Annotated in this window: 20 protein-coding genes, 1 riboswitch and 2 other annotated features; of the genes, 1 reads left to right on the plus strand and 19 read right to left on the minus strand. The window is 32.7% G+C overall.

The window, feature by feature from the left end; genetic code table 11:
- Positions 1-2 precede the first annotated feature (2 nt).
- Positions 3-1,268 carry a bifunctional folylpolyglutamate synthase/dihydrofolate synthase gene (locus tag CM54_RS05120; RefSeq protein ID WP_030061502.1) on the minus strand — a complete coding sequence of 422 codons (1,266 nt, stop codon included), beginning with the start codon at positions 1,266-1,268 and terminating at the stop codon, positions 3-5.
- Positions 1,269-1,278: 10 nt separating this feature from the next.
- On the minus strand, positions 1,279-3,909 hold the full coding sequence (locus CM54_RS05125) for a valine--tRNA ligase (protein WP_037549365.1): 2,631 nt from the start codon (positions 3,907-3,909) through the stop codon (positions 1,279-1,281).
- Between the two features lie 40 nt (positions 3,910-3,949).
- Positions 3,950-4,197, minus strand: a binding site (T-box leader).
- Between the two features lie 58 nt (positions 4,198-4,255).
- Between CM54_RS05125 and CM54_RS05130 the strand changes: the two genes are divergently transcribed.
- Positions 4,256-4,816: a DNA-3-methyladenine glycosylase I gene (locus tag CM54_RS05130; protein WP_023350138.1), complete on the plus strand. Its 561-nt coding sequence runs from the start codon at positions 4,256-4,258 to the stop codon at positions 4,814-4,816.
- A gap of 52 nt (positions 4,817-4,868) precedes the next feature.
- Here CM54_RS05130 and CM54_RS05135 read toward each other — a convergent pair whose 3' ends face one another.
- From CM54_RS05135 to thrS, 17 genes are all read right to left on the minus strand, one after another.
- Complete coding sequence (locus CM54_RS05135; RefSeq protein ID WP_037549368.1) at positions 4,869-5,936, minus strand: AbrB family transcriptional regulator; 1,068 nt, start codon at positions 5,934-5,936, stop codon at positions 4,869-4,871.
- A 97-nt stretch (positions 5,937-6,033) separates the two neighbouring features.
- A complete protein-coding gene (gene hemL / locus CM54_RS05140; protein WP_002435979.1) occupies positions 6,034-7,317 on the minus strand; it encodes a glutamate-1-semialdehyde 2,1-aminomutase in 1,284 nt (427 codons plus the stop codon).
- Between the two features lie 28 nt (positions 7,318-7,345).
- On the minus strand, positions 7,346-8,320 hold the full coding sequence (hemB, locus tag CM54_RS05145; RefSeq protein ID WP_037549384.1) for a porphobilinogen synthase: 975 nt from the start codon (positions 8,318-8,320) through the stop codon (positions 7,346-7,348).
- Positions 8,310-8,990: a uroporphyrinogen-III synthase gene (locus tag CM54_RS05150; RefSeq protein WP_037549820.1), complete on the minus strand. Its 681-nt coding sequence runs from the start codon at positions 8,988-8,990 to the stop codon at positions 8,310-8,312. The genes hemB and CM54_RS05150 overlap by 11 nt, the downstream gene beginning before the upstream one ends.
- A 34-nt stretch (positions 8,991-9,024) precedes the next feature.
- A complete protein-coding gene (gene hemC / locus CM54_RS05155) occupies positions 9,025-9,954 on the minus strand; it encodes a hydroxymethylbilane synthase (protein ID WP_002436130.1) in 930 nt (309 codons plus the stop codon).
- A 66-nt stretch (positions 9,955-10,020) separates the two neighbouring features.
- The gene (locus CM54_RS05160) at positions 10,021-10,833 is read right to left on the minus strand and encodes a cytochrome C assembly family protein (protein ID WP_002436077.1); all 813 of its coding nucleotides are present in this window, start codon (positions 10,831-10,833) and stop codon (positions 10,021-10,023) included.
- Positions 10,834-10,854: 21 nt separating this feature from the next.
- Positions 10,855-12,201 (minus strand): glutamyl-tRNA reductase, encoded by a 1,347-nt coding sequence (hemA, locus tag CM54_RS05165; protein WP_023350132.1) that lies wholly within the window; start codon positions 12,199-12,201, stop codon positions 10,855-10,857.
- 203 nt (positions 12,202-12,404) lie between these two features.
- Positions 12,405-12,992, minus strand: a complete 588-nt coding sequence (gene yihA / locus CM54_RS05170) for a ribosome biogenesis GTP-binding protein YihA/YsxC (RefSeq protein WP_037549386.1) — start codon at positions 12,990-12,992, stop codon at positions 12,405-12,407.
- Between the two features lie 145 nt (positions 12,993-13,137).
- A complete protein-coding gene (gene clpX / locus CM54_RS05175; protein WP_002436051.1) occupies positions 13,138-14,400 on the minus strand; it encodes an ATP-dependent Clp protease ATP-binding subunit ClpX in 1,263 nt (420 codons plus the stop codon).
- Between the two features lie 389 nt (positions 14,401-14,789).
- Complete coding sequence (gene tig, locus CM54_RS05180) at positions 14,790-16,091, minus strand: trigger factor (protein WP_023350131.1); 1,302 nt, start codon at positions 16,089-16,091, stop codon at positions 14,790-14,792.
- A 163-nt stretch (positions 16,092-16,254) separates the two neighbouring features.
- Positions 16,255-17,178: a hypothetical protein gene (locus CM54_RS05185; protein ID WP_002436066.1), complete on the minus strand. Its 924-nt coding sequence runs from the start codon at positions 17,176-17,178 to the stop codon at positions 16,255-16,257.
- A gap of 19 nt (positions 17,179-17,197) precedes the next feature.
- Positions 17,198-17,806, minus strand: a complete 609-nt coding sequence (locus tag CM54_RS05190; protein WP_002436122.1) for an NUDIX domain-containing protein — start codon at positions 17,804-17,806, stop codon at positions 17,198-17,200.
- Between the two features lie 180 nt (positions 17,807-17,986).
- Positions 17,987-18,343 carry a 50S ribosomal protein L20 gene (gene rplT / locus CM54_RS05195; RefSeq protein WP_002436058.1) on the minus strand — a complete coding sequence of 119 codons (357 nt, stop codon included), beginning with the start codon at positions 18,341-18,343 and terminating at the stop codon, positions 17,987-17,989.
- A 48-nt stretch (positions 18,344-18,391) separates the two neighbouring features.
- Positions 18,392-18,592: a 50S ribosomal protein L35 gene (rpmI, locus tag CM54_RS05200; RefSeq protein WP_001830767.1), complete on the minus strand. Its 201-nt coding sequence runs from the start codon at positions 18,590-18,592 to the stop codon at positions 18,392-18,394.
- 27 nt (positions 18,593-18,619) lie between these two features.
- The gene (gene infC, locus CM54_RS05205) at positions 18,620-19,147 is read right to left on the minus strand and encodes a translation initiation factor IF-3 (RefSeq protein ID WP_037549391.1); all 528 of its coding nucleotides are present in this window, start codon (positions 19,145-19,147) and stop codon (positions 18,620-18,622) included.
- 27 nt (positions 19,148-19,174) lie between these two features.
- Positions 19,175-19,298: a sequence feature (ribosomal protein L20 leader region), on the minus strand.
- 60 nt (positions 19,299-19,358) lie between these two features.
- Positions 19,359-20,858 carry an amino acid permease gene (locus CM54_RS05210; RefSeq protein ID WP_037549394.1) on the minus strand — a complete coding sequence of 500 codons (1,500 nt, stop codon included), beginning with the start codon at positions 20,856-20,858 and terminating at the stop codon, positions 19,359-19,361.
- Between the two features lie 220 nt (positions 20,859-21,078).
- Positions 21,079-21,254: riboswitch (Lysine riboswitch) on the minus strand.
- 49 nt (positions 21,255-21,303) lie between these two features.
- On the minus strand, positions 21,304-23,241 hold the full coding sequence (gene thrS, locus CM54_RS05215; RefSeq protein WP_037549398.1) for a threonine--tRNA ligase: 1,938 nt from the start codon (positions 23,239-23,241) through the stop codon (positions 21,304-21,306).
- Positions 23,242-23,409: the final 168 nt, after the last annotated feature.

The following is a 23,409-nucleotide window of genomic DNA, read 5'->3' on the forward strand; positions in this document are numbered from 1 at the left end:
ATTTAGTTAAATTTAATTTTTGCTTTTATTTCGCTTATAAAATACAAACTACCCGTGATGATTAAACCTTCACCAGTGTAATTTTCAATAAACTGTACATAATCTTCTACAAGTTCTACATTATCTAAATTAGTTTCATCAGCAATTTCTTCTTTAGTTAAAGCTTTAGGAAAATCGAAATCCGCTAAATAAAACTGCGAGGCAATTTCACTTAAATTATGAATCATCGAATTAATTGGTTTGCCTTTAATTGCTGAGAAGAGTACATCAATTTTATCTCTACCATAGTAATGTTTAATAGTATCGATTAAAGCTTCTACACTTTCATTATTATGTGCACCATCGATAACCATAAGCGGCTGTTCTTTCACTTGTTCAATACGTCCAGTCCAATTTACAGATTCAATACCATCAATCATCTTATTAAAATCTAAATCAATAATATCCGCTTCATTAAGTTCAATAAGCGCCGTAATTGCTAAGGAAGCATTTTCTTTCTGATGTTCACCCATCATATTTAAAATGATAGTTTCAAGTTCATAATCTTTATATCGGTAAGTAAACTCATCATCTTGTGAAATGATTGTTACTTCTCTATCTAACTCAATTGGTTTAGCGTTTTGTTCTAAAGCATAGTCTCTCACATACTTAAGAGCTTCATCGTTTTTCACAGCATAGATAACTGGTGTATATGGTTTAATTATTGCTGATTTATCTTTTGCTATATCTAGATAAGTTGACCCAAGAATATCAGTATGATCCAATCCAATACTAGTTAAAATTGATAAAATTGGTTTAAATACATTTGTTGAATCGTGTTTAATTCCTAAACCAGCTTCTATGATAACGAAATCAACTGGATGGATTTCACCGAAGTAAAGGAACATCATAGTAGTAATAATTTCGAACTCTGTTGCTCCACCAAGTTCTGTTTCATTTTCTAAAGCTTCACTAACTGGCTTAACACGCTCAACTAAATCTACAATTTCATCATTAGTAATTGGTGTGCCATTTAAACTAATGCGTTCATTAAAACTTTCTATAAACGGCGATGTAAAGGTTCCGACATCATAACCATTTTCAACCAAAGCAGTTCTTAGATATGCTACCGTAGACCCTTTACCATTGGTGCCGCCAACATGTATACCTCTAATTTTATCTTGAGGATTATTAAATTGTTCTAACATCCATTCCATACGTTTGACACCTGGTTTAATACCAAATTTCGATCTTTCATGTATCCAATACAAGCTGTCTAGGTAATTCATGATCATACTCCTATGCTTTTAATTGTTCGATTCGTGATTTAACACCATTATACTTCTCTTGATAATGTTGTTGTTTTTCTTTTTCTTCATTAATTATTTTCTCAGGTGCTTTATTTACAAAGTTTTCGTTTGATAATTTTTTGTCTACTCTATCTAATTCACTTTGAAGTTTATCTAGTTCTTTTTCTAAGCGAGCGATTTCTTTATCCATATCAATAAGTCCTTCAAGCGGTAACACAACTTTACCCGCTACAACTACTGATGTCATAGCTTTTTCAGGAATTTCAACTTCTGTATCAATAGTGAGTTCGCTTGGGTTACAGAATTTGTGTAAATAACTCGCATTATCTTTCAATGTTTGCTTAACGTTATCATCTTTAGTTTGAATTAAAATTGGTATTGATTTAGAAAGTGGCGTATTCACTTCAACTCTTGATTGACGAACAGATTTAATGATTTCAACAAGTTGCTGCATTGTTTGCTTACTTTCGTCAAACATATATTCAGAGTTAACAGTTGGCCAATCTGCGTTAACTATAGTTTCACCTTCATGAGGTAAACTTTGCCAGATTGTTTCTGTAACAAAAGGCATAAATGGATGTAACATCTTCATAATTTTATCAAGAACATAACTTAACACTGAACGTGTAGTTTGTTTCTGAGCTTCATCATCACCATTCATTGGTATCTTACTCATTTCAATATACCAATCACAGAATTCGTCCCAAATAAAGTTATAAAGCGCACGCCCTACTTCACCAAACTCATATTTGTCACTTAAATCTGTTACGGTTTTAATTGTTTCATTTAGGCGAGTTAAAATCCATTTATCAGCCAGCGATAAGTTTCCAGATAAATCGATATCTTCTACTTTAAACTCTTCACCAATATTCATTAAACTAAAGCGCGCAGCGTTCCAAATTTTGTTTATAAAATTCCATACAGATTCAACTTTTTCAGTCGAATAGCGTAAGTCATGACCTGGTGATGAACCAGTAGCTAAGAAGTATCTCAAGCTATCTGCACCATATTCATCAATTACATCCATTGGGTCTACACCATTACCTAATGACTTACTCATTTTACGTCCATCTTCAGCTCTTACTAAACCGTGTAGTAAAACATCATTAAATGGTCTTCTATCTGTGAATTCTAAACCTTGGAATATCATTCTTGCTACCCAGAAGAAAATAATGTCATAACCTGTAACTAAAGCATTCGTTGGATAATAACGTTTAAAGTCTTCAGATTCAGTATCTGGCCAACCTAAAGTAGAAAATGGCCATAAAGCACTTGAGAACCAAGTATCTAATACATCTGCATCTTGCTCCCAATTGTCAATGTCATTTGGTGCTTCTTCCCCTACGTAGATTTCACCAGTTTCTTTATGATACCAAGCAGGAATCTGATGTCCCCACCATAATTGACGAGAAATAGTCCAATCTCTTATTTCTTCCATCCAACGATTAAATGTGTTTTCGAAACGACCTGGGAAGAAATCAATTCTGTCGTCTGTTTTTTGGTTATCTAGTGCTCTTTGAGCTAAAGGTTTCATTTTAACAAACCATTGTGTTGATAAATACGGTTCGACGATTGCACCTGTTCTTTCTGAGTGACCTACAGAATGCGTATGCTCTTCGATCTTAATAACTAAATCTTGATCTTTTAAATCTTGAACGAGTTGTTTACGACATTCGAAACGATCCATACCTTCATATTTACCAGATCTCTCATTCATTTTACCGTATTCATCCATTACTATGATGTTTTCTAAATCATGCCTTTGCCCAATTTCAAAGTCGTTTGGATCATGCGCAGGTGTGACTTTCATTGCACCTGAACCAAATTCTATATCAACATATTCATCAGCTAAGATAGGCAATTCTCTACCAACAATTGGTAAAATTACTTTTTTACCAATAACATTTTTATAACGTTCATCATTAGGGTTAACAACAATCGCTGTATCACCTAACATTGTCTCGGGACGGGTAGTCGCAATTTCAATATAACCTTCACCATCTGCGTAAGGATATTTAAAGTGATAAAATGCACCTTGCACATCTTCATGAATAACTTCAATGTCAGACAATGCCGTTCTAGCTTGAGGATCCCAGTTAATAATTCTTTCGCCTCTATAAATTATATCCTTGTTATATAAATCAACAAATACTTTTCTAACAGCTTTACTTAGACCGTCATCAAGAGTGAAACGCTCTCTACTATAATCCAATCCTAAGCCTAGTTTAGCCCATTGTTGTCTAATAAATGAAGCGTATTCCTCTTTCCAATCCCAAGCTTGTTCTAGAAATTTTTCTCGACCTAATTCATGTCTTGAAATACCTTGTTCATTTAATTTTGCTTCTACTTTCGCTTGTGTAGCTATCCCAGCATGATCCATACCTGGAAGATACAAAGTATCATATCCTTGCATTCTCTTCATACGAGTAATTATATCTTGTAACGTTGTGTCCCACGCATGTCCTAAATGTAATTTTCCCGTCACATTTGGCGGCGGAATAACAATAGTATATGTATCTTTCGATTTATCTTCTGATGGTTTAAAATAACCATTTTTTACCCATTCTTCATAACGACCAGCTTCTACTTCTCTTGGGTCGTATTTCGGTTTCATTTCCATGTAAAAACCTCCTAATAAAATAAAAAAACATCCACCCTAAAAATAGGACGGATGTTCCGTGGTACCACCTATATTCAAGAAAAATAAAGCCTTTTAACATAAACATACTTTATTCTTCGAGCACTTAAGTATAAGATTAACGCTCTCACACGCTTTCACCTACTGAACATTTGTTCAATGAAAGTTTCATTTTGGGCTACCTTCAATTAAAATCATCTACATATTCACACCAAACATATGCTCTCTTTGAAATGATTAGAATTTACTCTTCCCTATCATTATATTCATTTACTTATTTATAGTATAATGGATACATCAATAAGTCAATGTATTGGAGGTAAAATTTATGAATGAGTGCGCCTTTGGTACTAAAGATGAAACATATTTAGAATATCATGATTATTTTTGGGGTCAACCTTTATATGATAGTAAAGAACTTTTTAAGTTAATCGCCTTAGAATCCCAACATGCCGGTTTATCATGGCTTACCATCTTAAAGAAAAAAGAATCCTATGAAGAAGCATTCTATAATTTCGAACCAAAAAAGGTTGCCAAAATGTCTGATAAAGATATTGATCGCCTTATGGAATTTCCTAATATAGTTCATAATAGAAAAAAGTTAGAAGCTATTGTTAGCCAAGCACGAGGTTACTTACAAATTGAAAAAGATTATAAAAGTTTTAGTGATTTTCTTTGGTCATATGTTAATCATCAACCTATTAATATGGGTTATAAAAAACCCAGAGATCGTAAAACAGTAGATGATAGAGCTACACAACTTTCTAAAGATTTAAAAAAATATGGTTTTAAATTTTTAGGTCCTGTCACTGTATTTTCATTTCTTGAGGCTGCAGGATTATACGATTCACATCTTGAAGGATGCCCTGTTAAACCGAGTCATTCTTAGATAGAAATAAACGCATTTCCTATTAACTTAGGAAATGCGTTTTATTATTTATTTAACGAGATTTCGCTCTAAATTTTAAGAAGTAATTAATCACAGGTGCAACTAAGAAAAGAATGAAGAAAATTCTAAAGATGTGATAGCTTGAAATCATTGCTACATCAGCACCAGTAGCTATAGCTACTAAAACTATTTGACTCATACCTCCTGGGGCTGCACCTAAGAATAATTCATTAATTGAATTATGCGTGAAAAGATGAATGATAACCACCATTATAAAAGCCGAAATAATTAACATTATATTCTGAAAAGCAATAGCTACTGCGATACGACCTTTTAAATCATTAAGTAGATGAGCAATTTGAAGGCCTATACGTATCATATAAATCACTTGCGCAGATGCGAGTAACCAATTATCTAAAGTGAAATTTAAATTTGTAGTCATATTCCAAACAATTAAGACAAATATAGGAGCTAACAATTGTTTAGTAGGAAAGTTAATTTTCGCCATCAAGAAATAAACTATTGCTACAGCTAAAAATATTATGAATATTTGCCAAAAATCAAGAGCATGTGTCAATGCTGGCGCTTTGCTTACATGTTCCCCAGTGGTATTATGGGAATCTTGGAAAAAATATGATATCAACGGAACTAATATAACCACAAATATTATACGAGATGTTTGAGTTAAACTTACAACTAAAATATTAGCTTTCTTATCTTCCTCAGCCATAATTAACATTTGGCTTAATGCACCTGGAATTACACTTAAAATAGCTGTTTCCGAATTAACTTGAGCTATTTTCTTAAAGAAATAAGCTATTAATAATGCTAAGACTAATAAAAGTACAGTTACTATGATTATTGTTAACCAATCATTTTTTATATCACCGATCACTGTTTTCGTAAAAGTAGAACCAATTTGTTCGCCAAGAAATATTAAACCGATTTGACTTAACCAAAAAGGCCATTTGATCTCCAATTTAAATGCTTTCACACAAATAACCGCTGCAATAATTGGTCCAAACATGAAAGGCAACAGTATGTGAGAAATCTTCAATATTAAACTTATTATTATAGCTAATGCTAAGACAATAAAGTTATTTCTCTGTATATTATTCATCTTATCTCACTACTTTCATAAAAGAACATTAACAAAACTTAGACTGGGATAATAGCTATCACCCCAGTCATTTATCTTTTTTATTTTGTTCAATTTATCATACAATACGGCCTAGTGCGTTATCAAATGCTTGAATTGTTTTTTCAATATCCTCTTTAGTATGAGCCATTGAAAGGAAAGTACCCTCGAATTGAGATGGCGGTAAGAATACACCTTCTTTTGCCATTTCTCTATACATATTACTAAATAGTTCTAAATCACTTTTATTTGCTTCATCAAAATTAGTAACAGGGCCCTCATTTAGGAAGTATCCTATCATTGAGCCTGCTCTATTTACAGTAATAGGTACATTATGTTTAGCGAACACATCTTTTAGACCTTTTTCAAGAATGTCCCCTAATTCATTAAAATATTCATAAGACTCAGGAGTTAGCTGACTTAATGTTTCATACCCACTCGTCATTGCTAAAGGATTTCCTGATAGAGTTCCAGCTTGATAAATATTTCCTACTGGAGCTATTTGATCCATAATTTCTTTTTTACCACCAAATGCACCAACTGGTAATCCGCCACCAATAACTTTTCCTAAACAAGTTAAGTCTGGAGTAACACCAAAGTAACCTTGAGCACAATTATATCCTACGCGGAAACCAGTCATTACTTCATCAAAAATAAGTAAAGAACCATATTCATTTGTAATGTCACGTAAACCTTGTAAGAATCCTTCTAAAGGCGGAACTACACCCATATTACCTGCTACTGGCTCAACAATTACACCAGCGATATCGTCACCATATTTTTCAAAAGCTAATTTTAATGATTCTAAATCATTATAAGGAACTGTTATTGTGTTTTTAGCAATTCCCTCTGGTACACCAGGAGAGTCAGGTAATCCTAATGTAGCTACGCCAGAACCAGCTTTAATTAATAAAGAATCACTATGACCATGATAGCAACCTTCAAACTTAATTATCTTACTACGACCTGTATACCCTCTAGCTAAACGTAGAGTATCAAGTGTAGCTTCAGTACCTGAAGACACCATTCTTACTTTTTCTATTGATGGCACTCTGTCAATCACGAGTTCTGCTAGTTTATTTTCTTGTAACGTTGAAGCACCAAAACTTGTACCGTTATCAACTGCTTCATGAAGCTTTTCTATCACACGTTTATTTTTATGTCCTAAAATTAGTGGTCCCCAACTTAGTACATAATCAATGTATTCATTGCCATCTATATCATATATTTTAGAACCGTCTGCATGATCCATAAAAATAGCAGGTGTATCTACCGATTTAAATGCTCTGACAGGGCTATTAACACCTCCAGGCATTAAATTTTCAGCTGTTTCCATAGCTTTTATAGATTTTTCATAACCCATAAATAAAATCCTCCTTAGTAGTGATTCATTACTTATCTAAATAGCGACAAATATCCTTAGCAAAGTAAGTGATGATTAAATCCGCACCAGCACGTTTCATAGAAATCATTTGTTCCATCACAATTTTTTCTTCATCAATCCAACCATTGAGGGCCGCAGCTTTAGTCATGCTATATTCACCACTGACATTGTATGCAACAACAGGAACATTAGTATTATTTTTTACGTCTCTAACAATATCTAAGTAACTTAAAGCTGGCTTAACAATCATCATATCGCAACCTTCTTTAAGATCGCTTTCTAATTCTCTCAATGCTTCTAAACGATTTGCTGGATCCATTTGATAAGTTTTTCTGTCACCGAAAGATGGAGCTGAATCTGCTGCATCACGGAACGGACCGAAGAAACTAGACGCATATTTAATACCATAACTCATAATTGGAATATTTTCGTACCCAGCTTGATCTAAGCCTTTCCTAATTTCTGCAACGAAACCATCCATCATATTACTTGGAGCGATAATATCTGCGCCTGCTTCTACTTGTGATATAGCAGTTTTAACTAATAAAGGTAATGACTTATCATTGTCAACATCATGAGTATGATCATCAATAACGCCACAATGGCCGTGATCTGTATATTCACATAGACAAGTATCCGCAACAATTAACAAGTCATCATACATTTTTTTAGCAATACGCGTTGCTTCTTGTACAACACCGTTATAATCGTATGCACCTGAACCTACATCGTCTTTGTTATTAGGCACTCCAAAGAACATTATTGCTCTAATGCCTAAATCATAAGCATCTTTAATTTCTTCATGTAATAGATTTAAACTAATTTGATATACACCAGGTAGTGAATGAATTTCAGATTTAATGTCATCTTGTTCGACTACGAAAATAGGATAAATTAAATCCTCTTTTCTCACGTGTGTCTCTCTCACTAAATCTCGCATTGTATGAGAAGAACGTAGTCTTCTATGTCTATCAAATTTCATTATTCTCCCTACTTTCTAAAATTTTGGCTATTATTGATTCCGAAGTTTGTGAATCAGCAACTTGCACATTTTGATTATAATTTTTAAGAACTGTAGCTGTTTGCTTACCTATCGCATAGTAATGGTGAAACTCTGGAGTATCTCCATTTTCAAAATAATAACGAACTGCAGATGAGCTTGAGAAAGTTATAGCATCTAATTCATTATTTTTTACAAGTTGTTTAACCTCATTAATATTTTGATGGTGAGGTATAGGTTTATATAAATCAATCTTAATCACAACATTATTATTATTCAATTGATGTGCTAATTTCGGTCGTGCAAGCTGACTAGAAGGAAGTAAGATTCGCTGATTCATAGAATTAAACTCTTTAAGAAATCCTTCTTGAGAAAAATCACTTGGAATAAAATCAACATTTATATTTAAATCCTCACAGTATTGAGCCGTTTTCTCGCCGATAACTGCTACCTTCTTAACTTTAACGCTTTTTAAATACTCATAAAAGTATTTGACTGCATTTTTAGAAGAAAAAATAAGCCAGTCATAGTCATGATTAAGCAAATGCTCATTAAACGAAAGTTCTTGTATTTGAATCAATGGTTTATGAATAATATTGACTAAATTACTTTGAACTTTACTTGTTTGGGTCATAACTATAACTGGTTTCATCATTGAGTTCCACCTTTAAGACATGGTAATCTTTTTAATTATTTTCCTCATTTAACTTTCTAATAATTTCATAAGCGCCTTGTTCTTTCAATACGCGACTAACTTCTTGACCTAATTCAACAGGATCTAAACCTTTGGCAGTATGTTCATAACGTTCTTTTCCATCTGGTGTCATAATTAATCCTGTGAACTCGATTTGCTTATCACCATCTATAGTGGCGTATCCACCGATGGGTACTTGGCAACTGCCATCCATCTCCGACAAGAAGGTACGTTCAGCAGTAACACATTGTGCGACATCTTGATTATGCACTTTTTTAAGCAACTCTAAAAGTTCTTTATCATCGCTTCTACATTCTATACCTAGTGCTCCTTGTCCAATAGCTGGTAGAAGGACATCTTTATCTAAATAAGTTGTAACTATGTCGTCTGACCAACCCATACGTTTTAGACCTGCTGCAGCGAGTATAATTGCATCATAATCTTCTGTTTCTAATTTTTTTAAACGCGTATCTATATTACCGCGGATCCATTTAATTTCTAAATGAGGATATTTAGATAAAATCTGTGCACCTCGACGAAGTGAACTTGTACCGACTATACTCCCCTCTGTTAACTCACTTAGTGGGGTGTGATTTTTCGAAATATAAGCATCGAATGGAACTTCACGATCTGGAATACATCCTAATGTAAGACCTTCAGGAATAATACTTGGCACATCTTTCAGAGAATGAATAGCCATATCTATTTCTTTATTAAATAATTCATTTTGAATTTCTTTAACAAATAGACCTTTACCTCCAACTTTGGATAGTTGTTTATCTACAATTTGGTCCCCTTTTGTAACAATTTCTTTGATTTCGATGTCTAAATCAGGATCGACTTTTTTTAATTTATCTATAAATTGTTGACTTTGAGTCAAAGCTAGTTTACTTCTACGTGATCCAACAACGAGTTTACGCATATGTTGAATGCCTCCTAGGTACTAAAATCTATTAAATACTCGAAATAGTAAAAATTAAGCAACTTTTTAATTAAAGTGCGTTGTAAAGAATAAATTAATCATACTAAGACAGAATAGAATGATATTAAAATAAATTAAATTTCTTTGTGTAATCCATTTTCTAATACGTAACAGGATGTAAACACCATATAATAAAGTAATAATTGAAGAAAAGATAACTTTTGGATCTATAAAAATACGATTACCGATGGCAAAAACGCCCCATTGAGCACCTAAAATAATACTCAAAATAAGAACGATAAAGCCTATTAGTGTGGAGTAAAATATAATCGACTCTAAAGTAGCGACGCTACCAATTCTAAAGTAATTTTGATCAAAAATTTTCTCTTTTAAGTTTCTATATTGAATAATGTATAGCAAAGCATTCACAAATGCTACTGCAAAAAAGGCATAACTTAACACAGCTAAACCAATATGAACAAGTAAAAGTTCATTGATCACAGCTACTTGTTGTACCTGTGTTTGATAGTGTTCAGGCTGAAACGTGTTCATCGCCATAAGTGCTAATCCTACTAAATTCAAAAAGAAAACGGAGAAATTAAGAACTTTAATTAAATTCAATATTAAAGAAAGTGAAATAATAATCCACGTAAGTGTGAAAAAGACATCAAATATCGAATTTAAAGGCACTTTTTGAGTTTGAATGATAAAAACAGATAAAGAGATTGTTTGTAATACCCAAACAATCCCTAATGAATAAACGCCTAAAGTCCTAACTTTATAACTTTTACTAATAAAATCTATAAAATAGAACACTATACTTAGAATATATATAATTAATATAATTTCATGAAATCGAATAAACAGGGTTTCTTGCATATTATCACCATATTAATATGCTTATTCAAAACTAAAAATTCGACGAGCAGAGATCTCCTGTGCTTTACTCTCTTTTTCTAGCTTAGCCTTTTCTCTAGGATCTTCGGCTTCAATGTCAAAAATGTTTTGAAATAGCTCTAATTTTTCAGTACTTTTCTTATCACTACTTAATTCTTTAGCCTGTTTGATTGGATCTTTCAACATTTGATTAATAATACTTTTTGTATGCTTAGAAATTACTTTTCTTTCTCTTTCTGAAAGATGAGGTAATTTACGGTCAATACTATCCATCGTTTCTGATTGTATATCCATAGCTTTATCACGTAATGCTCGAATGACAGGTACGACACCTAACATATTAACCCATTCATTGTGTGAGTCAATTTCAGCTGGAATTTGTTGTGCAATCGTTTCAGCTGCAAGTTGACGTTCTCTTAAATTAGCGTCAACTAAACCTTTTAAATCATCAACGTCATAGTTAAAAATATTAGTGATTGCATCGATACCTGGTTCAATATCACGCGGTACCGCTATATCAATCATAACTAATGAATCAACTTTTCTACGATCAGAAATTTGATTAATCATTTCATTAGTAATGATATAATCTTGAGAACTTGTAGAGCTGATTACAATATCAGTTTGCTCTAACAATGAAGGTAAAGCATCTAAAGAATCAAATGATACATTATGTTTATTAGCTAAAATTTCTGCTTTAGCTAGAGTACGATTGACAATAGTAATGTTTGAGATACCAGAACCTAAAAGATTTAAGAGTGATAATTCACTCATTTCCCCTGCACCAATAATGACAGCATGTTTACTTTTTAATTTACCGAATACCTTTTTAGCTAATTCAACTGCAGCGTATGAAACACTTACTGCATTATCTGCAATGTCTGTTTCACTATGTGCGCGTTTAGCAAAAGTAATTGCCTGTTTAAATAAATGATTAAATATCGTTCCAGTAGTACCTGTTTCTTGGGCAAGGAAGAATGCATCACGCATTTGACCTAAAATTTGAGTTTCACCAAGTACTATTGAATCAAGACCAGAAATCACACGCAATAAATGTTCTACTGCGTCGTCCCCCACTTTGACTTCTGACATTACTTTAATATCATCTACATCGAATCCAAATGAACGTGCTAAAAATCGTTGAATATAGTAGCGTCCTGTATGGATTTGATCAACAACGGCGTATACTTCAGTACGATTACATGTAGATAAAATGACATTTTCTAAAATAGATTTAGTTTCATATAAATCTTCATGGGCTAATCGCAAGGCATCATCTCTAAAAGCAACTTGCTCTCTTAGTGCTACATCAGCAGTTCGATGATTTATGCTAATTGCAATAAAATGCATTTATAACGCCCTCCATATACTAACAATAATCCAAGTATAACACATTTATATACACATTTAAGTTGATTGCTCAAATAAATTAGAAATATTCTAATCTAACTTCAATTTTTTGTCAAAATCATTACAAGCATTAATATTATCTTCCATCAAATATAGTTCATATCAAAATTTGTACTCGTTTAAGCAATCTTAAACAATAATGATTATAAATAAGTTGAGATGAGATCCCAAATTGGTTGTTGCTTATTATTTTTAATAGAAGAATAACTAATAATACTATCCTCAGGTTCTAATTCAAGTTTATCCTTAATATTTTTTAAATGCTTTTGCACTTTTCCTTTAGCGATTTTATCTTCTTTAGTGCAGATAACTAGAGTAGGTATATCAAAATGTTTGAGATAATTATACATAAGCACATCATCTTCAGTCGGATTATGTCTTAAATCAACGAGTTGTATAACAAGTCTTAGATTTTCTCGTTGAGTTAAATACTCTTCTATCATTTTTCCGAATTTTTCTCTTTGTGCTTTACTCACTTTTGCATAGCCATACCCTGGTACATCTACAAAGATAAGTTGTTCATCGATATTAAAGAAATTAAGTGTTTGAGTTTTACCAGGTTGTTGAGATGTTCGAGCCATATTTTTTCGTCCTATCATACTATTGATAAATGTTGATTTACCAACATTTGAACGACCGCTTAAAGCAACTTCTGACAAATTTGTCTCAGGATATTGAGCCTCTTGAACAGCACTAATTATTAATTCAATATTATTAGGATTAATATTCATGTTAGATCCTCTCTTTATAACTTAAATTTAACTTAACTCTAACATTATATATGATTTAGTGTCGATAAGATATATTTGATTATATATTTAAATCAACACATAAAAAAACAGTGTCACAGAAGTGTGACACTGTTTAGCTTTTAAATTAAGCAGAAGTTTTATCTTCATTAACAAGATTACCTTCTGAATCATATAATTCAGGTTCAATCTCTTCATTAATTGTATTTTCAGTTATAACAACTTTACTTACATTTTCAGTTGATGGCACGTCATACATAATATCAATAAGTGCTTCTTCAATAATAGAACGTAAACCACGAGCACCAGTCTTACGCTCAATAGCTTTTTCACTTATAGCAGATAAAGCTTCTTCAGTGAATTCTAACTCAACATTATCTAACTCAAGCATTTTAGTATATTGTTTAACTAATGCATTTTTAGGTTGAGTTAAAATATTTTTAAGCGCTGCAACGTCTAATGTTTCAAGGTTTGCAACAATAGGAACACGTCCGATAAATTCCGGAATTAAACCATATGATTGTAAATCTTCAGGTCTAATTTGTTCTAATAGTGCTTCTTCATCGTATTTGTCTGCTTCATTACTAGCAAAGCCAATAACTTTTTCACCTAGACGACGTTTGATAACTTCATCAATACCATCAAAGGCACCGCCTAAAATAAATAATATATTTGTCGTATCAATTTGAATTAATTCTTGATTTGGATGTTTACGGCCACCTTGTGGAGGAACACTTGCAGTTGTACCTTCTAAAATTTTAAGTAATGCTTGTTGTACACCTTCACCTGAAACATCACGTGTAATTGAAGTATTTTCAGATTTACGAGCAATTTTATCAATCTCATCTACATAAATGATACCTTTTTCAGCTTTATCTATATCAAAGTCTGCAGCTTGGATTAAACGTAATAGTATATTTTCAACATCATCACCAACGTAACCGGCTTCAGTAAGACTTGTTGCATCAGCAATAGCAAAAGGTACATTAAGCGTTTTAGCTAATGTTTGAGCTAATAATGTTTTACCGCTACCCGTTGGACCTATTAAAGCGATGTTACTTTTCTGTAGTTCAACATCATCATCGCTTGGTCCTAATTGTTGAATTCGTTTGTAATGATTATATACAGCTACTGCTAATGATTTTTTAGCTTTTTCTTGGCCGATAACATATTCATTTAAATGATCCATTATTTCTTTAGGAGTTGGTAATTCAGTAAATCCTTCAGACGTATTTTGAGCTAATTCTTCTTCAACGATTTCAGAGCATAATTCAATACACTCATTACAAATATATACGCCACTTCCTGCGACTAATTTTTTAACTTGATCTTGGTCTTTACCGCAGAAAGAACATTTTAAATTTTCTTCATCTTCATTGAATTTGAACATTCTTATATACACCCCTATTCTTTAAAGACTATACTAGATTGCATTCTACAATGCAACTTTATACATTTACAATTTATCTGCTTACATAGTTATGAGGCTGGGACATGATTCATTGTCTCAGCCTCACTCAACATATTGGCAGTAGATGTCTGAATTGGAAGCGCGCTTATACCAAGATTCTTCCAACATATTCATCTTTGTCAACAGGGCCCAACATAGTGAATTTCATTTTAGCGAAATTCTACAAGTAGGGCAAGTTGGGAGAGGGACAATGAAAATAATTTTGACAAATTATATTTCGTCCCTCTCCCACTTTATGACATTAACATAGTATACGAACAATCAGTAATTGATTAAATAGCGCAAGTTAAATTAACTTTACTTGTTAATTAGTCTTCTTTTGTTGATTCAACATATTTAGCATTATCTCTTAATAAGTCAATAACTTTTTGGATACGAACATCATTTTTAACAATGTCAGTATTACCTAATGTTGATTTAATATCTTCAACTGAAATATTAAATTGTTCACTCATTTTTTCTAATTCTTTATCGATGTCTTCGTCTGAAACTTCAACATTTTCAGCATCAGCAATAGCAGTTAAAGTTAAGTTTGTTTTAACGCGTTGTTCTGCATCGTCTTTCATTTGTTCTCTTAGTTGATCTTCATTTTGACCTGAGATTTGATAATAAGTTTGTAAATCTAAACCTTGTTGTTGAATTCTTTGGCCAAACTCTTGAATCATACGATCTAATTCAGTGTTAACCATAGCCTCTGGAATGTCGATTGTAGTGTTCTCAGTTGCTTTGTTAATGGCTTCTTCTTTTTCAGTATTTTCAGCTTCAGTAGCTTTTTGTTCAGATAAACGTTTGCGTAAGTTTTCTTTATACTCATCTACTGTTTCAGCATTAGAATCTAATTCGTTCGCAATTTCATCATTAAGCTCTGGAACGTCTTTATATTTAATTTCATTGACTTTAGTTTTGAAAGTAGCTTCCTTACCAGCTAATTCTTCAGCATGGTATTCTTCTGGGAATGTAACGACTACATCTTTTTCTTCGCCAGTTTTCATACCTTCTAATTGTTCTTCAAATCCTGGAATGAATGAACCAGAACCAACTTCTAGGTCGTAACCTTCAGCTTGTCCACCTTCAAATTCTTCACCGTCAACAGAACCTGTGAAGTCGATGTTTACTGTATTGCCATTTTCAACAGCTCCATCTTCTTTAACAACCATTTCTGCTAAATGACCTAAACTATGATCAATTGATTCTTGCAATTCATCATCTGTAAGTTCAGTATCTTGTTTTTCAATTTCAAGACCTTTATAGTCGCCCAATTTAACTTCAGGTTCAACTGTTACTGTAGCATCGAAAATAAAGTCTTTACCTTTTTCAATTTGAGTAACGCTTACTTCAGGTTGCGCTACTGGGTTGATACCAGTTTCATCAATAGCTTCACCGTAAGCTTCAGGTAATAAGATATCAACTGCATCTTGGTATAATGCCTCTACACCAAAACGTTGTTCAAAAATTTGACGAGGCACTTTACCTTTACGGAAACCAGGCACATTAATTTGTTTAACTACTTTTTTGAATGCTTGATCTAATGCTTTGTCTACTTTTTCTGCTGGAACTGTAACTGTTAATACGCCTTCGTTACCTTCCTTTTTTTCCCAAGTTGCTGTCATGTATAAATACCTCCATGATTGACTAATTTATTTTTTCAACTTCCCTATTATATCATAGGTTCAAAACGTAAACAAACATTGAAAATACTGACTTTTTCATGTTTATTTGTTTTCAATAGATACTATATTAAAATTCTTTTAGCTAATTTGCAACAAATGAATTTTAGCTTTCAATATCTAAAGATTTTATAAATTCAAGTGTGTTTAAGTTTTCAACAGTTATATCTATACCAAGTAACGCTTTGAAATAAACATCGTATGCATTTATCCAATCTTCTATATCATACAAATCTTCAATATTTAATGGATATAGAAGAATCGAGTGATTATTCATGATATGATGAGCCTCATCTACAATATGCAAAGCCCCATCTTCAAGCCTTTGAATTACTTGAGGAATAACTAGTTTCTTCATTATTGTATGTTCAAGTCCACATAATTTCGATGGTATAACTTCTGCACTAAGACGATATTTGTTAATATCAATTGTTCGTTGATAACCCGCAAATCTTAAATATTCTAGCATCAAGCTTTTTATATTATTAGGTAAATCTAATGTTGTTAATAAATGAGCGATACTTTCTTTAAATTGATAATGACCGTTATCAATAAGTTGGAGGATTAGTGCTGTCTGTTCTCTACTATTGAACTCATCAAATTGAGATAAAGAAGTTGAAATCATTTTTCTATCTTGATCAAGTTTAGATTGTGCATATTCTTTCAATGGAAATAATTCCATTCTCGTTTTATGATTTTTAACTTCATCGATAATTTGATTAATTACTTCGACCGCTTGGTAATATTGACCTAACCCATTTAAACTTTTTATATAATAAATCATTAAATCGTCATAGCAATTTAATCCACGCTTTAATAATATAATTGCTTCTTCTCTTAATTCTAAAAAAGAGCTCATCTGATGAAGCATCCAACATTTTTTCAATGCTAATTCTTCACTAAGTTCAAAATGCATTTCATACTTCTCAAACAAATCATACATTAAATCAAGATCAAGACTCGTTTGAGCTTCATTAATTTGCTTTCTTATTTTCTCCTCTGATTGTGGAAATGGAATTACATTTGACATTGATTATGCACTCCAATCTTTATAAATCTTGAAGAATTAAAGCACTCCATGTCTCAAAATCATCATACGACTCAATACTACCCTTTTCTACCCATTTAATTCTAAGGGTATCTGTCTCTTTCGCTTCAACATCAGTAGTACTTACAGTTATTTTAAAAACAATGCCCATGTGAACTTTTCCTACTTCATTATTATCATCGTTAATAAATCCAAGATATTCCATGTTTTGAGAATCTTCTTTTGCAAGGCCAACTTCTTCTTCTAATTCTCTTTGAGCATTAACTCTTAGTACTTCATTGATAGAGTCTGCTCCCATAACATCGTTCATATGACCACCTACTCCTATAGAAGATTGACCATGCAACCTTTCTTCTCCTCCGCCAGATAAGCGCTCATATACAAGGATTTCACCTTTTTCATTTTCTAATAAACAATATGAAATAAGCTGTTTAAATGTGGAATCCTCTTCCATATCTCCACGTCTTTTTACTTCGTATTCATTTAGTGCATTAAAGATATCTTTACCTTTAATATTATTTTTATGTAAAAATCCATTAAAAGCATTTTTCTCATCATTAAATAGTACTTTTCGTGGAACAACGATAATTTGTTCATCAAATTTAGACATATTAATCTCCTTTAGGTATATACTTTTATATCAGTCATTTTAGCAAAAATCTACTTATTTTGCGATTTACTTTATTATGAAGTTTTAATAACAAAAATCTTAATGGCAATTGGTAATGATACACAACTATGAATTGCCATAAAAAAAGAGATGACACCTGAGTCATCTCTTAATCTAATATTATTTTAAAGCTTCTTTAGCTTTAGTAACTAATTCACCGAAAGCTTTGTCATCTGAAATAGCAATTTCTGATAACATTTTACGGTTAATATCGATTTCAGCTTTTTTCAAACCGTTCATTAAACGAGAATAGCTGATGTCGTGTTGACGTGCAGCAGCGTTAATACGTGTAATCCATAATTTACGGAAGTCACGTTTACGTTGACGACGGTCACGGAAAGCATATTGACCTGATTTCATTACTTGTTGTTTAGCTACTTTATATAATGTATGTTTTGAACCGAAGTAACCTTTAGCTAATTTAATCGTTTTTTTACGACGTGCTCTTGTTACTGTTCCACCTTTAACTCGTGGCATAATAATTCCTCCTTAGATATTATCTATCTTGTAATTTCGTATTAAATATTATTTTTTGTAAGCTAATAATTGTTTTACGCGTTTCATATCACTTTTTGAAACTAATTTAGCTTTACGTAATTGACGCTTTTGTTTAGTGTTTTTGTTTGCGAATAAGTGAGATGTGAAAGCTCTTGAACGTTTTAATTGACCAGAACCAGTTCTTTTAACACGTTTAGCAGCTCCACGGTGAGTTTTCATTTTAGGCATGATTCATTTCCTCCTATTATTTAACGATTATTTTTCATTGATAGGCGCTAACATGATAAACATTTGACGCCCTTCCATTTTAGGCTTTTGTTCAACTGTTGCTATATCTTTACATTCATCTGCAAATTGTTCTAATACACGTTGACCAATTTCTTTATGCGTAATCGCACGACCTCTGAAACGAATAGAAACTTTACATTTGTCGCCTTTAGATAAGAATTTACGTCCATTTTTCAACTTAGTTTGGAAATCATGTTCCTCAATTGTTGGACTTAAACGTAATTCTTTAACATTAATGACTTTTTGTTTCTTCTTTATTTCTTTTTCTTTTTTCTGTTGTTCGAATTTATATTTACCGTAGTCCATAATTCTCGCAACAGGTGGTTTCGCATTTGGTGCGACAACAACTAAATCTAAATCAACTCGTTCAGCCATTTCTAAAGCTTCACGTTTCGATTTCACACCAATTTGATCACCATCTTGGCCAATTAAACGTAGTTCTTTTGCACGAATTCTCTCATTAACTTGAGTTTGATCTTTTGCTATGGTTGACACCTCCTAGAGTTTTACGAAATTGTCCCAAGCAAAAAAGAAGAGCGAGTAACAATACCCGCTCTTCTTCCACACATTTATTGTGTAACATGATTAACCTGCCAACTGCTATTGCGTCGCTACAGGTGAGAAGCGGGTGCTTCTACTTGGTTCGTTTCGTATTCAACGTTACTAATCATATCAATAATAAACATGTAAGTCAATTGTTTTTTTGTTATTTATTGTGATGTCTAATTTCATCCATCGAAACATCTTGTCTTAAATCAACTTTTTTAAGTGGAATCATTTTCGTTTTATAGCGTAGCTTATGGTAAATGAAGAATGCTAAGAAAACAGGTATTCCCATATAAGTAATAACAAAACGATTAAGATCAAAATGTCCTGTTTTTATAAAGTCTACATCTTGTCCGATGATAACAATTATACATAATATACCTGCAAATATAGGGCCAGATGGGAACAGCTTAGCCTTATATTTAAGTTTACTTTTATCATAATCTTGTTTATCAAATGCTCGTCTGAATCTATAGTGACTTATTGCTATACCTACCCAAGCGATAAACCCTGTCATACCACTAGCTGCAACAATATATTCATATGCATCTCCACTTATATGCTGTAAAGCAAAGATAATTACAACAAGTACACCAGTAGCAATTAATGATAAATAAGGTACGCCACTTTTGTTAGTCTTACCAAAAGAAGAAAATGCTAATTTGTCTTTACTCATTGAATATAACATACGAGTTGATGCATACATTCCTGAGTTACCAGCAGATAAAACAGACGTTAATATAACGGCGTTCATAAATGATGCTGCAAAAGCAAGACCAGCATTTTTGAACACAAGTGTAAATGGAGAAGTAGAAATGCTATCTCCACCGCCCATTAGAGACTTACTATCATAAGGAATTAACATACCTATTATGAATATTGCTAAAATGTAAAATAATAAGATACGCCAAAACACTTGCTTAATCGCTTTAGGGACGGCTCTTTCTGGATTTTCAGACTCACCAGCTGTGATACCTATTAATTCTGTTCCTTGGAATGAGAAACCTGCAACAAGGAATACTCCTAAAATTGATAATAGGCTACCACCTAAATTTCCACCTAGAATAGGACCATCACCTTTGGTAAATGTATCAAAACCGACGTATTTACCACCCATAATTCCAACAATTGTTAATAAACCAATGACAATAAATATAACTACAGTTATTACTTTTATTAAAGCGAACCAATATTCACTTTCACCATAAATTCTCACTGATAAAGAATTTAGGGCAAATATAATTACTAAAAAGATACAACTCCAAACCCACGCTGGTATACCTTGCATAGGTGACCAATACTGTATAACCTGTGCAGCAATGGTAACATCAGCAGCAACAGTTATTACCCAGTTAAACCAATAGTTCCAACCTAATGCAAATCCCAGTGATGGATCAACAAAGCGTGTAGCATATGTACTAAATGAACCGGAAACTGGTAAATAAGTAGCCATTTCCCCAAGAGATGTCATCAGGAAGAATACCATTGCACCAATAATTGCATAAGCAATTAAAGCACCTAACGCACCAGCATCATGAATAGCACCACCAGATGTCATGAATAGACCTGTACCAATACAACCGCCTATAGCGATCATTGAAATATGACGGTCTTTTAATCCTCTTTGGACACCGTCATTTTGATTTTCTTTTTTACTCATAGAAGCTCCCTTTCCTTGTCTTAGAGGCTAACATGTAACTATTTTTCTCTTTGTGTAATAAATATATATTTTAAATATAAAAGTTTGATTAAAAAATTTATAAGCAACAAACTTTGTGACAATAATAGCACTAAATCATTTATTAAGCTAAATACTACACAATACGAAAATAAAAAGTGGTTACATACCTTTAAGATATGCAACCACTTAGGTTTTATCTATATAAGGTAGCACATCACATTCTGTGACAGTACAGCTTCTTGTCGAAAACTGTCCCAACAATTATAAATTATGGTTTTACAATTGTTTCGGCATCGTTACCTTTCACTAATTCAACACATGTCCCATACGACTTCTGACTAGTTACTAATTAAAGATGCAACCTCTAACTCTAATTTTATTTCATTCATTTGTAATATACATGATACGACCTATCTTTTCAAGGTTATCTATGTTTTTTCAAACGAATTTCATCCACCAAATTCCAAATAAATTCATCTTTTTCAAGTGTTTCTTGATCTTGGGAACCATATTGTCTTACATTGACTTCATTATTTTCTACTTCTTTATCCCCTACAACAATTTGGTATGGTATTTTTTGCATTTGCGCTTCACGAATTTTATAACCCATTTTTTCATTACGATCATCAATCTCAACACGAACGCCTTGCGATTTAAGTTCATCTTGTAATTGGCGGGCGTAATCATAATGTAAATCTACATTAACTGGAATGATTTCGACTTGTTTTGGTGCTAACCATGTTGGGAAAGCTCCTTTAGTTTCTTCAGTAAGGAATGCGACGAAACGTTCCATTGTAGAAACAACACCTCGGTGAATAACTACTGGTCTATGTTGTTCACCATCACTACCAATATAAGTGAGTTCAAAACGTTCAGGTAGTAAGAAATCAAGCTGCGCAGTAGATAAAGTTTCTTCTTTACCCATTGCAGTTTTAACTTGAACATCAAGTTTAGGACCATAAAATGCCGCTTCACCAATAGCTTCTACATATGGTAGACCCATTTCATCAACTGCTTCTTTGAGCATTGATTCAGCTTTATTCCACATTTCATCATCATCCATATATTTTTCTTTATCTTCTGGGTCTCTGTAGCTTAATCTGAAAGTGTAATCCTTAAAACCGAAGTCTTCATAAACTTCTTGAATCATATTGACTACTCTTTTGAACTCTTCTTTAATTTGATCTGGTCTCACGAATATATGAGAATCGTTAAGAGTCATTCCACGAACACGTTGTAAACCTGAAACTGCACCACTTGCTTCATATCTATGCATAGTACCTAATTCCGCAATACGGATTGGTAATTCTCGGTAAGAGTGTGGTTTATTATTATAAATCATCATATGGTGTGGACAGTTCATTGGTCTTAATACCATTTCTTCAGTTTCATCTAATTTCATAGGTGGAAACATGTCGTCTTGGTAATGATCCCAGTGACCAGAAGTTTTATATAAATCAACATTTGCTAATACTGGAGTATATACATGGTCATATCCCATGCTCACTTCTTTATCTACAATATAGCGTTCAATTTCACGTCTGATTGTAGCGCCATTTGGTAACCATAAAGGTAATCCAGCACCAACAAGTTGGCTATTAGTAAATAATTCTAAATCTTTACCGATTTTACGGTGATCTCTTTCACGACGTTCTTCAAGCATTTGTAAATGCGCTTTTAAATCCTTTTTATCAAAAAACGCAGTACCGTATATACGTTGTAACATTTTATTGTTACTGTCACCACGCCAATAAGCACCTGCAGTTGATAGTAATTTAAACTCTTTTATCTTAGAAGTCGAAGGTACATGTACACCACGACATAAATCTGTGAATTCACCTTGTGAGTATAAAGTAACGCTCTCATCTTCTGGAATTGCATCAATAAGTTCTAATTTATATGGATCATCTTTGAAGAATTCTTTAGCTTCATCTCTACTTACAACTTTTCGTTCTATTTTATAATTCTCATTAACGATTTGCTTCATCGTTTTTTCTATTTTTTCAAAATCATCTGATGATACTTTTTCATCCATATCAAAGTCATAGTAAAATCCGCCTTCAACCACCGGACCTACACCAAATTTCACATCACCATATAAACGCTTCAAAGCTTGTGCCATTAAATGCGCAGTAGAATGTCGTAAAACCTCTAAAGCCTCTTCACTACCTGGTGTAACAATCTCAATTGATCCATCTTCCTCAAGTGGTCTAGTTAAATCTACCATTTGACCATTAAATTTACCTGCTACAGCTTTCTTTTTTAAACCTGGGCTAATAGATTGAGCGATGTCTTCAGTAGTAGTACCTTTATCAAACTCTTTTGAATTACCATCTGGAAATTGAATATTAATTTGATCCATATTAAACCCTCCTAAATATTAAAAAGATCTGATCGTTGACTTATTGAATGATTAAGATAAATATCCGCAAAACAAAAAACTCGCCCCCTATAACAAGGGACGAGTTTGTCGTGGTACCACCCTAGTTGCTCAGCTTTATAAAAATAATAACTAAGCTACTCTACATGA

The organism is Staphylococcus sp. TE8 (assembly GCF_000692055.1).
Taxonomy (GTDB): Bacteria; Bacillota; Bacilli; order Staphylococcales; family Staphylococcaceae; genus Staphylococcus; species Staphylococcus capitis.